We start from the raw sequence: 14529 nt of genomic DNA, 5'->3' as shown, positions 1-14529 counted from the left end.
CCTCTGTCCCCTCTCGGCGCCCCTCCTGTGCACGAAGCTCTACGCGCGCGCCGCGCGATACTCCTCGTACTCGGCCAGAAAGGCGTCACGGTCGAGCTGCCGTACGTTCACCACGTCGTCGAAGGTGACGAGCTCAGTGATGGGGTTGTCCACGGTGAAGGGGAAGCCCTTGCTCACCAGGAATTCGGCGAACAGGGGGTCCTCGGTCGCGATTTCACGCATGGTCTTGGTGCTATCGAACATAGTTGTCTCCTCATCTCGGTATCGGTTCGGCGCAGGCGGGAGTGGTCCCGCAGCGGCGCCGCGATCAATCCTCTAGTCCTGCACGCGGTCGAGCTCGATCTTCTCCCCGCCCAGCAGCGCCACATCGCCCTCGGCATGGGTCGAGACGAGCATCGTGCGCCCGCGCCGCTCCGACAGCAAAAAATCGATGACGCGTCCCTTGGTCACGGCGTCGAGGCCGGTGAAGGGCTCGTCGAGCAGCAGCATCCGCGAGGGATACGCCACCGCGCGGGCGAGCGACACGCGTCGCCGCATGCCACCCGAGAGCTGCGAAACGGGCCGGTCGAGCGAGTCCTCGGGCAGGATCCGCGAAAGCAGCGAGCGCACCCGCGCCCGACGCGTTCCGCGCGGGCACACGAGCAGCACGTTCTCCACGGGCGTCAACGCCTCGCAGAGGCGCTCCTCCTGAAACATCGCCGCGATCTGCCCGGGCGCGATACCCGTCACGACGCCGGCATCTGCCGCATCGAGCCCCAGCAGCACCTTGAAGAGCGTTGTCTTACCGCTGCCCGAGGGCGCCATGAGGCAGTAGACGCCACCCGCGATTAGGGTGAAGGTCACGCCGTGCAGCACGTCCAGATCGCCGAAGCTCTTACGGAGCCCCTCGATGCGAACGTCTTCCACCGACCCCACGTCACTCACCGCCCTTCGCGGTGCCGCCGCGTCCCAACGGTCCGCCCCACGGCCGCGCCGCGAGCTTCACCAGCTGCATGAACAGCTTCTCGAACGCGAGCGAGAGGATCATCACCACCACGGTCCAGGCAAAGAGGTCCGGCGTGTTCAAGAAGGTGCGCGCCGTGTTCATCTGCTTGCCGATCGACGGATCGGGCATGGCGAGCACCTCGGCCATGATGCCGCTCTTCCAGCTCATGCCCAGGCTGATCTTGCAGCTCGAAGCCAGAAACGGCATCACCGCGGGCCGGTACACGTACATGAACGTGTGCCATGGCGAGAGGCGGAACACCCGCGCCATCTCGAGCATCTGGTGATCCACGCTCTCAAAGCCCGAGAGCACGTTGGTGTAGATGAGCGGCAGCACGATGAAGAACGCCAGGAACATGGTGAGGTTCTGCGGCCCCACCCAGATGAGTAGCATGATGATGAAGCTCACGATGGGCAGCGTCCGCAGCAGCGAGATAATGGGGTCCACGAAGTCGCGCACGATGCGCATGCGGTACGCCACGAGCGCCAGCAGCACGCCCGCCGTGAAGCTCATGAGGAAGCCGACGGCGATGCGCGCCGTGGACGCCAGGCTGATCACCCAGAAGTTGGGCTTCACCACTTGGGCGGCCAGCGCCTCGAGCGTGCGGATGGGCCCGGCGAGCACCAGGCGGTTGCCGATGAGGCGGTCGGCGACCTCCCACACCGCGAACCAGAACAGGATGATGCCCGCCCGCTTGAGGAGGCCGAGGCACTTCTCGCGCCGCGCGACGGCAGCGGCGTCCTCGTCATCCGCGGCGCCCGTGGCCGCCACGGCAAGCGCACGCACACCCACAAGAAAGGCGTCGGCCTCCTCGTCACCCAGCACGCCGGAGGTGCGCATCACGCCGATAGCCCGTTCGTCCGCGGCCCCGAAGGTCCGCATCACCGCGAGGATTCTGTCCGGCGTGGCGCCCTTGCCCGCGGCGGTGCGCACCATGAACGCCATCTGGTCGTCGGGCAAGCCGTTCTGACGCACCATCTGGATCATCTGCGCGGCGCGTGCCTCGTCCACGCCCATCATGTCGTGGATCTGCGCCGGGGTGAGCACGCGCCCGGGAGCGCCCGCCGCCTCGGCCCAAGCCTCGCCGCGCGCGGCCTCGTCCGCCGCAGACGCCGGTATGCCCGCGTCCACGGCACCTGCCTTGCCGGCACCCCTCTCCTGGGCACTCACTGCAGATCCCCGCTCGCGCTGCCGTCGGTGGGCACGTCCTCGCCCGAGACGCTCGTGTTCGAATCGTCCAGATACCCCTGGGGCGGCAGGTAGTAGAAGCCGTCACCGGGAATCTTGCCGCCCACGCTATCGGGGTTGGCGTCGTAGAGGCACTTCACGAACCCGGAGAGCGCCGTGCGCATACGCTCGCCCGTGAGGTTCACCATCTCGATGTGCGGCATAGCCGCAAGCGATACCTGGTTGTTGAGGAAGGTCCCCAACTCCTCCTGCAGCTGCGAGGCGGCCTTCATGTTCTTGAGTGACCACTCCACGCTCTTGCCCGCCATCTGCAGGTACTCCACCACGGCCTGCTCGTGCTCCTCGGCGAACTTCTTATTCACGATGGTCGTGGTGGTAACAGCCATCGATCCCTCCTTCTTGAACGCCTTGTTCCACTCGTCCGTGATGGAGATGGGCACGTAGAGCTTGTCCACCATGGTCTCGGCGAGCGCCACGAAGGGCTGCGGCAGAATGGCGATGGCGTTCGGCTGATCTTGAATGAGGTTCAGGATCTCGAATGGTGTGCTCTTGAACACGATGTTGAAGTCGCCAGCATGCCCTGTCTTCTTGAGCAGCGCCTCGATGGTGTACTCCGGCGTGCCGCCCTGGCCGTAGGCGAGCACCTGCTTGCCCTTGAGGTCGTCGAGCGTCTTGATGGAGGGATCGGTGGTCATCACGTAGAGCACGCCCAGGTTGTCAATGGAAATGACTTGATAGTCGTTCTTGAGCTCGTCGTTGTTGAAAAGGATGGGGCCGATGTTGCTGGGCAGGGTGCAGATGTCGTAGTCCCCTTGGTTGAACTTAGCCGAGAGGCCCACGTAGTCCACGCCGTTCAGCTCGAAGGAGAAGTCGTTGAAGGTCTTGTTGTTCTTAGCCGCCAGCAGGAACTGCGAGAGTCCCATGGAGGGCGGGCCCATGATGAGGCCCACGCGCACCTTGGTGGCGTCGGCCGAGCCCTTGAGCTCGCGATCCTCGGTCTTAGACTTGAAGGTCACGCCCGCGGGCGACGAGTCGGCAGCAGCGGAACCGGAGCCGGTAGATGAGCCGCCCGAGCAGCCGGCGAGGCCTAGGCCAGTCAGAACCGTGAGGACAGAACCGCCAAGCGCCAGAAAGCTACGGCGCGAAAGATCGGTGGTGATATTCATGGATGCGTCTCCCAGTACGTTTGAAAAGGACGAACGGGACCAGCATCCCGTCCGCCCTGCCTGCATGCCTTGCGGCGACTAAGCCTCGGTCTTCTCGGCCGTGCGACTGCTCCGCTCTGCCTCGCGCTTGTGGCGGCGATAGGCGTTCACGCCGCACACGCAGCCACCGCCAACCAGCGCGCCGGCAAACACCACGCCGGCCGCAAAGGCAATCGGGTTGGTCTCGAGCGCCTTCTCGCCACTGCTCTTGCCCGCAAGTTTCTGCACGGGACTGTTCTTGCCGTCCTCGCCGGCAGCCGCCGCCTCGGCTTCGAGCGCCTCGAGGGCGGCCTGCTCGGCCTCCTTGGTCGTGACGCCCGTCACGTTGGAATCGGCGTTCTGCAGCTTGGAGAGCAGGCCGGCCGGGACCGAGCCGCCACCGGAGCTCGGCAGCCCCGAGAGGTTCAGCTCGAAGGTGGCGTCCCAGGTGTGCTGGCCGGTGATGCCCGAGATGGTCGAGGCGAGTGAGCCCATGGTGATGGTCACCGAGCAGCCCTTCTTGATGGTGGAGCCGGGGTTCTCAAGCACGCCGAGGTCGATGGTCACGCCGGTGAGCGCGTTGCCACCTGTGCTCGAGATGACGTTCAACCCGTTCACGCTCTGCACCGTCATGATGCGCGACTGGATCTTAATGGGCAGGTAGAGCACGGCGCGGCCGTTGGCGTCCACCTTGAGCGTGGCGTTGTTGGTGACCGGGTCCTTGGGCGGGAACACGCCGCTCGTGATGTGCGGCGAGAGCGGCAGGCCCGAGCTCGCACGGCTCACGTAGATGTTCGCCGTCACGGTGTAGGTACCCTCCTTAAGGTGCCCGGTCGCCGTGCCGCCACCGCCCGTGGAGCCCCCGTTGTTCGAGTTGCCCTGGTTGCCTTGATTGTTGTTCTGGTTACCACCGGCGTTGCCGGAGTTGTTATGATCCGACCCTCCCCCGTTGCCTCCGGGTTTCGTGGAACCGCCGTTACCGCCGGGAACCGTCGTGGTGTCAGAAACCTTCTTGGCGGAGCTATAGGCAACATCAAGCTGCAGGGCGACATCACCCGCCGGCTGAATATCCTGGTCTAGGGGCACTGCGTACATCTTAGAGCCCTTGAAGAAGTATGCCTTCGTCCCACTTGTCAAGTCGTCAGTCAGCTTAATCGTCAGCTGACTGATCCGCGTTTCGTACTTCCCGTATTTCCAGTTTGCTGGATCCTTGGGCGGCACGCGCGTGACCGAAATATCCTTGAGCTCGCTTGACGTACCAAGTTCCTGCAGCGTGAACACGGGATTCTTAACAGGTAGGACAAGCGTGCGCGTCCCATCTTTCGCCACCACGAGCGTCGCATTCATGGAAACAGGGGTCGTTGGAATAGCGTTCGACACCTCGGCTTGATCGTTGTAATCGATCACGGGTCCAAATGGGTTATTCGGATTCGTCGGATACACCGTGGTGCCCGGCAACAACGGGTTGTACTTGCCCGGCATGGAGAGGTTGGCGGTAATCCGGTAAGTGCCGGGGGTGAGTTCCTTGGAAGCTTCGGGCTTCTTGACCGTCAACACTCCCGGTACGCCCACAAACTCATAGTTCTTAGCAGTACCGCCCGTCGGGGTCACGGTATACGTACCAACCTGCGACGTATCACCGCCCGACATCGTCGGCAAGGTGAACGTTGTATCTGCCAGTTTCACCGAGATAATAGATTCGCCGTTCACAAACCCCGTAATATCCATAAGGCCGGTACTGAGCTCATCACCCACATTGAGCGTCGTGTTCTTGAAGGCTGCCGTAAGCGGGGCTTTAGCAATGGACCAGTCGATAATCACGGGGTTGTTCGTGCCATCCTTCCAGACGTAGCCGTCCTTGAGGGTAACGATAGCTTTGTAGCTTCCCGCGTTGGTTGACGAAGCCACGCCACCAACGGTATAGCCCTCGCCCGCGGTCACGCCGATCTGGGCCTTTCCGGTGTAGACGAGATCCTTCACCGCCGTCGGCTGGACAACCTGTTTGGGAGCGTCGTTGACCACGGCAATGTAGCCCCAGGGGGTATCGTCACTGGCAGGCTGCATCGTCCCTCCGTCAAGATCCAACGCGGAGTTGAACAGGTAGTTCGTTACGTTGTCAGTGCCGGTATTCTCCTTTGTCAGGCGAACGTACGCCTTGCCGTCCGCCACCGATGCCTTGAGCTTGATTGCTTTGGTGGCACCCGAGCCTTTGGTGCCCGTTATCAGGTAGAACTCGCTTCCCTGGGAGGCGGGCACCGTCATGGCAAACACAATGTGCTCATCAGAGAAAGTGAATTTGCCCGCGGGATCGAAGAGATTAGCATCGGGAACAAACTCGGGCATCGTTAGCCCTGCACTATACAGACCCTTCACCTGTGGCGAGGAAAACGAAGACTCACTCGACACCAGAGATTGCACCTGATCGGTATATCCCCTGTCGTTCAATATCTTTGTGTTCAACTTGAAATATCCTGAGTACCACTTCATAATCTCAACGCTCTCTTCGGGCGTACCCAGATCCGTAAAAGGACCATCAAGCGTTCCATCGGTCTCGTACGAGATGCCGATACCTGAGACCGCGTCCAGGCTATCCCAAGTCCAGGCCCACTCACCCGTATTTGCCTCGTCCTTGGGAGTCGCAATCACAAAGGAACCCAGACCGGAAACCGGGGCGCTCAGGGTGCCGTCGGCGGCAACGGAGCCAACTTCCTCCAATTTGTTTCCGGCGAAACGGAACACCTTGGATCCGGCAGGCTGCTTGGACAGCTTCAACGTCAAGGCCATAGCGTCATCTGGTACGATGGCGGCCCCCTGTGCCATCAAATCGATGGTATAGAGCGCATAATCGGGAACCGTCTTATACTTCTGACCGAGAGAGACCTTCAGTGCTTCATATGCGTGACCGCTGGTAACCGACGCGACGGAAAGGGTCGCCTCGGACAGCTCATTTATCGCCGACGAGCTCGCATCGGCCTTTACATCGAGCTTCACGCCAGTCGCTTGATCGCTGAACGTTTTCGCAAAATCACCCGAGACTTCCTTCTTGGCGTTCGCGAGGTCAAGGTCCAAATCGAGATCCTTGTTGAGGTATTTATTGAGCGTAGTTGCGTACTCGGTATTTCCGGTCAAATGGTAGGTGCCGCTCAGATTGTCCAATTGGAAGGTGATGTGTTCGATGCGCGTTGTAATGCCTGCATCGGCAACCCCCTTGTTGTAGGCGTCATCGTTGTCCTTCTTCTCGATTGGCTTCTTGGTTACATTCGTAATCTTCGCCCCATCGCTCGTACCAAGCTTCTGAAAGGTGAAAACCGGGTTGGGCAGGGTGACGACAACGGTTACCGTGCCGTCCGCAGCAACGACAAGCGTGGCATTACGAGTCTTTACGGGAACATTGGGGATACCGCTGGCACCGTTAATGCCTTCCGGATTAAGAGGATTTGTGGCATAGGCTCGCAGATTCATGCCGGGAATGGGGTCACGCATGGAGATGTTCGCCAGAACGCTATACGTTCCCGGCGCGAGCTTGTCCACGGACGAGTAGATGCGCGAGGACTCGGGGTCAGCCTCATCAGACGCGGCAAGGAGGGAGGCGGCTGCAGACTCCTCCTCAGCAGACTGGGAATCCTGCATTTTCTCCGCATCGCTCGAAGCACCCTGCTTCTCCTGCTCCCCCTTCGCCGCCGAGGGAACGTCTTCTGCCGCAGCAGCTTTCTCATCGGTCTCTTGCTTGTCCGTCTGAACTTGCTGCGTCGCATCGGCATCCGGATGATTCTCCGACAAATCAGTATCGGTATTATCGGTGGTACCCGCAGCCTCGGAATCCGTGACCGTGACGCCTTGGTCGGAATTTGCCCGCTCAGAGGCAACCTGGGCCTCCTGGGCCTCCTGGGCCACCTCGGCAAACGCCGTCATCGGCAGCTGGGAGCCCACCATCGAGAGGGCGGCAACGAGTATCACCGCCTGCCTCAAACCATAGCGGAGCAATCGCGTAGCCCTGTTATCCATTTCCTCTCCCTTACTCCAAAAGACCCCGGCTCTAACGAAGCTGAGCCGAGGCCTTTAGCTTTGCGCCCCAAAATTCGTGCAAAAGCTCTTACTGTGCCGCACTCAAATCTGCGACAAGATGCAGGTTCCAAGCTTTATCGCCCCTGTACAGCGGGAACGTCGCAAACTCCTTCGACGGGGAAAACGTTGCGACCGAGGTACCCGCTGCAAAGTTCGTCACATCAAAGGTGATGGTTGCGATCCGGTTCGCATAAGGTGTGGTCCATGGGAACGGGGCCTTCCATGCCGTTTCAGTTGTACCGACCACCGAGACAACACCATCCGTCGAGGTATCAGCGATAGATAAAATGCCAAACGTATCGTTAACGATGGGGACCGTCAGCAGTTTTTTCCCGTCTTTTATTACAAGTGTTGCATTGTTATACACGGGACTCGTAGGCTTATTGCGCGGAGGGTTGCCGCTGTTAGTGACATAGGCGTTCTTTCCGATAGGCGTGTCTGCCTTATCAACGTACACGTTCGCAGTGACCGTGTACGTGCCATCTGTGCTCGCATCGGCAAACGCGCTCGTGGGCTCCGTCGCCAGGCCACAACCTGCCGCCGCTGCGACCAGCGCAGCAGCACCCGTCACTTTCAGAAAATCTCGACGCGAATAATCCTTCTTCATAGTGCTCCCCCTTCATCGGGAACTGCGGTAAAGCTTGGAGTTGAACGCTGCATGCTTCTGTTCATCTCTTGGCGTACATTGTTTCATAAGAGAAACTTAAAAAAGGTTGCCAGGGTTACCTTTGGCTAACTTTTTTGAGATTTTTCGGAATGCTTTCTAGAGGTCTCCGCGGCTCGTCAGCTTAAGGCGCCGACCCTCGCCCTCGATCACGCCCTCCTCGATCATGCGGCGGAGCTCGCGCAGCAGCGCCTTATCGTTCACCGCGAGGTACTCCGCCAAGGCCTTGCGGCTATAGGGAATAATCACGTAACCGTCCTTGTCCTCCGGCAGGCGCCGCAGGTACAGCGCGATGCGTTTGCGAAGGCGCGGTTCGGAGAGCAGCGCGAGCTTAGCCGTGAGCGTCTTGACCTTCTTGGACATCTCGCCCATCACGTTGGCGTACAGCCGCAGTAGTGCACCGTCACCGTTGCCCTTGACCCCCTCGGCGGGAAGAAAGAGGATGACGGAGCCCTGAAGGGCGATCGCCTCAACGGGCGCCGTCCCCACCGCCATGGGGACCGCCTCGGCAAAGGAATCCCCCACCTCGAAGCGCGAGATAATCTGACGCGAGCCGTCCTTGCCCAGCATACGCGCCTCGATGCGACCCTTGAGCACCACGGGCACGGCCTTGAGCTTATCGCCGCTGCGGAAGACCGCCTCACCCTTGGAGAAGGAGCGCGTGTACGCGCCGAGGGCGCGCAGCAGGCCGGGCAGCTCGGCGGGATCTATGCCCGCAAAGACCGGGGACTTCTTGAGAACAGCCAGCGTTGCCTCATCGACATCCATGGTACTCGATGGCTCCTTTTCAGCCGCCCTCCCTACACGCGGAAAGGCAGCTGGATGGAACGGCGGCATAGCACCCAGCTGCAATGGCTAATTGTTACACAAGGCTAACTTCGTGCAGGTTGCCATGGCTACTTTTTGGAATTATTCCGTGAGTGAGGGGCGGCGAGGCTTTTAGCGCAGCGGTCAATCCGTCGAAGATCGGGGCGCACTCGGGGCATGCAGCGACAATGCATCCGACGTCGAAAACGGCGCGCAAAACAAAGGCGGCGGGCCGCTTGACGCGACTCGCCGCCTCTCGCTGCGCAGCGATTATCCTCGCCCGCGCCGATTACTTGTCCTCAGGGACCTCGTAGGTGGCCGCCGGCGTGTTGTCGCACACGACGGTAAAGCCGCCGTCCTTGTCGGCATCGACCGTCACCTGATTGCCCTCGCGCACCGTGCCGTCGATGATGGCGGCGGCGATGGCGTCCACGACCTCGCGCTGGACCAGGCGCTTGAGCGGACGGGCACCGAACACGGGGTCCAGGCCGCCCACGGCGAGCATCTGCTTGGCCGCCGGGGTGATGGCAAGCGTCATGCGCTCCTTGGCCAGGCGTGCGCGAACGTCGGCAAGCTGGATGTCGACAATCTTCTCGATCTGCGCCATGCCAAGCGGATGGAACACCACGATATCGTCGATACGGTTGAGGAACTCGGGGCGGAAGGTCTGAGCCATGGCGGCGTCGACCTGATGGCGCATCTCCTCCTCGTCCTTACCGGACAGATCGGCGATGGCCTTGGAGCCCACGTTAGACGTCATGATGATAATCGTGTTCTTGAAGGACACCTGGCGACCCTGGCCATCGGTCAGGCGGCCGTCGTCGAGCACCTGCAGCAGCACGTTAAAGACATCCGGATGGGCCTTCTCCATCTCGTCGAGCAAGATTACGGAGTACGGACGACGGCGCACGGCCTCGGTGAGCTGGCCGCCCTCGTCGTAGCCCACGTATCCCGGGGGCGCACCGATCAGACGCTGGACGCTGAACTTCTCCATGTACTCGGACATGTCGATACGCACGAGCGCGCGCTCGTCATCGAACAGGCACTCGGCAAGCGCCTTGGCGAGCTCGGTCTTGCCTACGCCGGTGGGGCCCAGGAAGAAGAAGCTGCCGATGGGCTTGTCCGGATCGGAGAGGCCCGCACGGCTGCGGCGCACAGCTGCGGCGACAGCAGAGACGGCCTCGTCCTGGCCGATGACGCGCTTATGCAGCTCGCCCTCCAAGCCCTTCAGCTTGTCGAGCTCGCCCTGCATCATCTTGGACACGGGCACGCCGGTCCAGGCGCTCACGACCTCGGCGATCTCATCGGAGGTCACCTGTTCGTTGAGGCCCTCGCCATCCTGCTGCTTTTGCGCCTCGAGTGCAGCCTCGGACTCCTGAATCTGCTGCTGCAGACCCGGGATCACGGAATAGCGCAGCTCGGACGCGCGGCCCAGATCGCCGTTGCGCGTCGCGCGCTCCTCTTCGCTCTTGGCCTCGTCGAGCTGCCCCTTGAGCTCCTGCACGTGGTCGATGGCGTTCTTTTGGTTGAGCCAGCCAGCCTTTTGCACGTTGAGCTTTTCCTGCACCTCGGCAATCTCTTGGCGCAGGACCTCCAGACGCTCCTTGGAGGCGTCGTCGGTCTCCTTCATAAGCGCCTGCTCCTCGATCTGCAGCTGGGTGAGCTGACGCGTGGTGGCGTCGATTTCGACCGGCATGCTGTCGAGTTCCATGCGCAGGCGGCTTGCCGCCTCATCGACCAGGTCGATGGCCTTGTCGGGCAGGAAGCGGTCGGCGATGTAGCGATCGGAGAGGTCGGCAGCTGCCACGAGCGCGCTATCGGTGATGTGCACGCCGTGGAAGATCTCGTACTTCTCCTTGAGGCCACGCAGAATCGAGATGGTGTCCTCGACGGTGGGCTCGCTGACCATTACGGTCTGGAAACGACGGGCGAGCGCCGCGTCCTTCTCGATGTACTTGCGGTATTCGTCAAGCGTAGTCGCGCCGATCGCATGCAAGTCGCCACGGGCAAGCGCCGGCTTCAGGATGTTGCCGGCGTCCATGGAGCCCTCGGTGGCACCCGCGCCCACGATGGTATGGAGCTCATCGATGAACAGGATGACCTTGCCCTCGGACTTCTGTACCTCCTTGAGCACAGCCTTCAAGCGATCCTCGAACTCTCCGCGATACTTGGCGCCGGCGACCAGCGCGCTCATGTCGAGCTCGATGAGGTCGCGGTCGCGCAGGGTGCTCGGCACGTCGCCGGCCACGATACGCTGGGCGATGCCCTCGACGATGGCCGTCTTGCCCACGCCCGGCTCACCGATGAGCACGGGGTTGTTCTTGGTGCGGCGGGACAGGACCTGAATAGTACGGCGAATCTCGTCGGTACGGCCGATGACCGGGTCGAGCTTGCCGGCGCGGGCGAGGTCGCAGATGTTGCGACCGTACTGCTCCAGCGCCTCAAACTGCGTCTTGTCCTCGGCAGACGTCACGCGGTCATCGCCGCGCAGCTCCTCGTAGACCTGTTCGATACGCTCCTTGGTAACGCCGGCGTCGCGCAGAACGCGGCCCGCCTCACCCTTGTCCTCGGCAAGTGCCATCAGCAGATGCTCGGTCACCACAAAGCTGTCGCCCATCTTGGTGGCCTTTTTCTCGGCCTTCTCGATCACGCGAACGAGCTCGTTGGACAGGCCCATCTGCTGACCCTCGCCCGACACCTTGGGCGCATGGTCGATGGCATCTTGTGTGGAGCGTGCAAGCTGGGCCGGGTCGGCGCCGATGCGCTCGATGATCACGGAGATATTGCGCTCGCCGGCACCGAGCAGGGCAGACAGCAGGTGAATCGGCTCCACCGCGCCGGCCTGCGCGTCGGCGGCCGTGCTCATGGCAGTCTGTAACGCCTCGCGCGACGTCATTGCTAGCTTATCGATTCTCATGGAATCACCTCTCTTGGGGCGGCCGCCCTACGGGGCGGCTTCACGTTGTTCGAGAAGTATTGTTGCCAGCTTTGCGCGATCTTATACACAAATCTAAGTCTCTATATATAAGATTTTCTGAGTGATTGAAAGATAGGACTTGAGAGTGTCGGTCCGGCGCGACCGTGGAACCCAACTGTCTCAATCTGTAACATCTGGCAGCCCTTTTCGGTCCCAGGTGTTACAGATTGAGATGGAGCGCGGAGCCCCGCCCAAAAATCTCAATCTGTAACACCAAGCCCGCTTTTAACAGCCCAGCTGTTACAGATCGAGACAAACGGAACCACCACAAAGGGGACGCAGTTCATTTGTGTTGGTCCACATCAACATCGAGCTCGCTCCTAATATCCGTTATTCCTGCTCGTATTGAGGTTAAAATGAACTGTGATTAAAGCATATTCATTTCTCTCGTTCTTGATAGCTCTTCGTCTCAAGGAGCAGATATGAAGTCGTCTTATTCTACTGCTCGCAACGTCATTGCCATTCTCGCCATACCCATCGTGATGCTCTTTCTTATCGTCGTCACACCCTTTTCCCTGGGTATCGCCTCGCCCTTCGATTTGTGCGGGATGGTCGACGCCGGCTCGCGTGCCACCTCGCTCTCCTTTATCTGCCGCGGTGTGCTCTACGAAGATGCAATTCCCACCGGGCTTTGGCGGTCAAAGCTGCCGCTGCTCGGTCAGGTCGACGGACGTTCTCCCTACTTCAACCTTGAACCTCAAGCGATGAACTATCTGATCGATGACCAACCCCTTGCCTCCATCACCCTCGCTTACGACTATGCTCCAAACACCGATGAGCGTCACATGAACCAAGTCCTCGACAAACTGCTTGAACAGTGCGGGCTCACCGATGAGGTCGGCCGAACCGTCGACAGCGACCAGAAATTAAAGCGAACAGAACTCCGCCGCATTGGAAAAATCAGAGAGCGAGGCAGAGCTGCCTACTGGCAGGCCTGGGCGATACGCGACAAAAGCGAATTTGGGCACAGCACCTATACGGTCACCGTCTTCACTAAAGATGGAATCAAGGACAATGTTGACGATTTCGCATCGTCCAAACTCGGCATCCCCAAAACGACCAAATCCGCCAGCCCGGACGAAATCCTGTAGAGGTTTTCATCGAAATGTTGCTCAACCCGAACGGCGACATCGAGCTCGCTCCCCACCACCACAAAGGTGCCCGTCCCCTTTGTGGTGGTTTTCGGCGATCATTTCCGCCCTACGATGCAAGAAGCCGCCGCAGGAACCATCCCTGCGGCGGCTTCTTTGGGTTGGCAGGGACCAATCGCCGGCGTTGAAGGCCGTTTTTAGTCTCTGACGTTGGCTTTTGGCCCCTTCAAGCTATCCGACAAATATCAATATCTTGATAGGATTTCATTCGAGCTCTTAAGCAGATATTCGCGCAGCAATGGAATCGAGAACCTCACCATGCCGCGTGAGGGTGCATCGATAACCTGTGCCTTGATAAGTTGCCGTCGTGTCGCTGTCAGGCTCGCAGGGGGCAAGGAGAGCCCCGCTGCGATCTCTTTGGTCGGCACATTCCCCTCATGCTTGGCCATGGCAATGAGGTACTCAATCGCGCGAAGCGGCAAATCGGCAAGGGCAACGTCGAGCACGGAGCCCTCAAACTCCCCATACGCATCTTCAATGCCCTTCTGGGCATCCTCAAGTGAAATCGACGCATCGCGGTCGGCATGCCTGCGCGCATTCGCGAATACGCGATAGCCCACGAGTTGCACGAGATACGCATATCCCCTCGTAGCACAAGCCGTCATTTCAAGCGCCTTGCCATCCAAGTGCAAACCGGCACCTTCCACGGTTGAAGCCATCGAATCCGAAACATCCGACAGCGGAATCGAGGCGAGCTCCTCAGCCTTAGCTCGTTGTAGAAATGTAAGGGCACGGCCGTTGATGAGGTCCATTACGCCCATGGTCAAGCCAGCAAATACAAACGCGATATTCTTGCGTTCGCGGATAAGGTGCTGCACGGCCGCTGCAACGAGCCGCACGTCATCAGCATCCGCATCCTGTATTTCATCGACCGTCACCAGCAGACCGGCACCATGTTGCGTTTCCTGCGACGCCACGCGCGTCAAGACGCCCCGCAACGTCTCAGGCCCGGTCGAGGACTTAGATACGCCCGCTTTCACCACACCAAGACTTGCTTCTAAATGAAGCTCGGTATTGTCCGAGGTGCGTGCGAGCTCATGTTGGATGGCGTCGACGATACTGCCCGCCGCAGTCACGTCAACCACGCGCCAACCATACGACTTCGCAATATCGCCGAGCTCTGTCAACAGCGCCGTCTTGCCCGACCCGCGCGGGCCGGTAATGCGCATGAGCCTTCCGGGGGCGCCCACGCCTTCTTCGATGCCGTCCCTAAAATCATCAATAACCCGCTCGCGTCCGATAAGGACCGGAGGTTCAGCGCCAGCGGTCGGCTTAAACGGGTTGATTATCGTGCGCTTCAATGTACCCACCTTCCTACTGTCGTCGTTATCGTGATTATAGTATCAATAGTGCAAATAGTGAAAGTAGTGAGAATAGGTCAACTATTTAATCATGCGGCCGTTTCCCGCCGCTAACAACTAAAGGTGCCAACAGTCCGCGTTAGACTCTAACAGGAAAACATTTGGCCCCTCAAAAACCACCGCAAGGGGCCTTTGTGGTGGTTTTCG

At 60.3% G+C, this 14529-nt stretch carries 10 protein-coding genes; 1 reads left to right on the top strand and 9 read right to left on the bottom strand.

All coding sequences use genetic code 11. From position 1 onward, the window contains the following. Window positions 1-39: 39 nt before the first annotated feature. From DWZ15_RS05140 to clpB, 8 genes are all read right to left on the bottom strand, one after another. Window positions 40-243: a nitrate ABC transporter ATPase gene (locus DWZ15_RS05140; protein ID WP_118449768.1), complete on the bottom strand. Its 204-nt coding sequence runs from the start codon at window positions 241-243 to the stop codon at window positions 40-42. A 72-nt stretch (window positions 244-315) separates the two neighbouring features. Continuing rightward, window positions 316-924, bottom strand: coding sequence for an ATP-binding cassette domain-containing protein (locus tag DWZ15_RS05135; RefSeq protein WP_199580035.1), 609 nt, complete (start codon window positions 922-924; stop codon window positions 316-318). Next, window positions 917-2116, bottom strand: a complete 1200-nt coding sequence (locus DWZ15_RS05130; RefSeq protein WP_199580034.1) for an ABC transporter permease — start codon at window positions 2114-2116, stop codon at window positions 917-919. The genes DWZ15_RS05135 and DWZ15_RS05130 overlap by 8 nt, the downstream gene beginning before the upstream one ends. Window positions 2117-2151: 35 nt before the next feature. Beyond that, window positions 2152-3339: an ABC transporter substrate-binding protein gene (locus DWZ15_RS05125; protein ID WP_199580033.1), complete on the bottom strand. Its 1188-nt coding sequence runs from the start codon at window positions 3337-3339 to the stop codon at window positions 2152-2154. Between the two features lie 78 nt (window positions 3340-3417). Then, window positions 3418-7362 carry an MBG domain-containing protein gene (locus DWZ15_RS05120; protein WP_118449766.1) on the bottom strand — a complete coding sequence of 1315 codons (3945 nt, stop codon included), beginning with the start codon at window positions 7360-7362 and terminating at the stop codon, window positions 3418-3420. An 88-nt stretch (window positions 7363-7450) separates the two neighbouring features. Next, the gene (locus tag DWZ15_RS05115; protein WP_118449764.1) at window positions 7451-8029 is read right to left on the bottom strand and encodes a twin-arginine translocation signal domain-containing protein; all 579 of its coding nucleotides are present in this window, start codon (window positions 8027-8029) and stop codon (window positions 7451-7453) included. 156 nt (window positions 8030-8185) lie between these two features. Then, complete coding sequence (locus tag DWZ15_RS05110; protein WP_158572497.1) at window positions 8186-8854, bottom strand: Crp/Fnr family transcriptional regulator; 669 nt, start codon at window positions 8852-8854, stop codon at window positions 8186-8188. Window positions 8855-9182: 328 nt separating this feature from the next. Next, entirely contained in the window at window positions 9183-11810 is a 2628-nt protein-coding gene (clpB, locus tag DWZ15_RS05105; RefSeq protein ID WP_118449760.1) for an ATP-dependent chaperone ClpB, read from the bottom strand. Window positions 11811-12292: 482 nt separating this feature from the next. Here clpB and DWZ15_RS05100 point away from each other — a divergent pair, with 482 nt between their 5' ends. Beyond that, window positions 12293-12961: a hypothetical protein gene (locus tag DWZ15_RS05100; protein ID WP_089573291.1), complete on the top strand. Its 669-nt coding sequence runs from the start codon at window positions 12293-12295 to the stop codon at window positions 12959-12961. 245 nt (window positions 12962-13206) lie between these two features. Here the strand turns inward: DWZ15_RS05100 and DWZ15_RS05095 are convergent, their stop codons facing one another. Beyond that, window positions 13207-14322, bottom strand: coding sequence for an ATP-binding protein (locus tag DWZ15_RS05095; protein WP_158568459.1), 1116 nt, complete (start codon window positions 14320-14322; stop codon window positions 13207-13209). Window positions 14323-14529 lie beyond the last annotated feature (207 nt).

This window comes from Collinsella sp. AF29-7AC (assembly GCF_003475665.1).
Taxonomy (GTDB): Bacteria; Actinomycetota; Coriobacteriia; order Coriobacteriales; family Coriobacteriaceae; genus Collinsella.
The sequence above is the reverse complement of the archived record's forward strand: the minus strand, read 5'-3'. Positions and strand labels throughout refer to the sequence as shown.

Excerpts from the sequence above, each read along its gene's own strand:
- DWZ15_RS05100 (WP_089573291.1), top strand. The coding sequence starts at position 12,293 with ATGAAGTCGTCTTATTCTACTGCTCGCAACGTCATTGCCATTCTCGCC.
- DWZ15_RS05115 (WP_118449764.1), bottom strand. The coding sequence starts at position 8,029 with ATGAAGAAGGATTATTCGCGTCGAGATTTTCTGAAAGTGACGGGTGCT.
- DWZ15_RS05125 (WP_199580033.1), bottom strand. The coding sequence starts at position 3,339 with ATGAATATCACCACCGATCTTTCGCGCCGTAGCTTTCTGGCGCTTGGC.
- DWZ15_RS05120 (WP_118449766.1), bottom strand. The coding sequence starts at position 7,362 with ATGGATAACAGGGCTACGCGATTGCTCCGCTATGGTTTGAGGCAGGCG.
- DWZ15_RS05110 (WP_158572497.1), bottom strand. The coding sequence starts at position 8,854 with ATGGATGTCGATGAGGCAACGCTGGCTGTTCTCAAGAAGTCCCCGGTC.
- DWZ15_RS05140 (WP_118449768.1), bottom strand. The coding sequence starts at position 243 with ATGTTCGATAGCACCAAGACCATGCGTGAAATCGCGACCGAGGACCCC.
- clpB (WP_118449760.1), bottom strand. The coding sequence starts at position 11,810 with ATGAGAATCGATAAGCTAGCAATGACGTCGCGCGAGGCGTTACAGACT.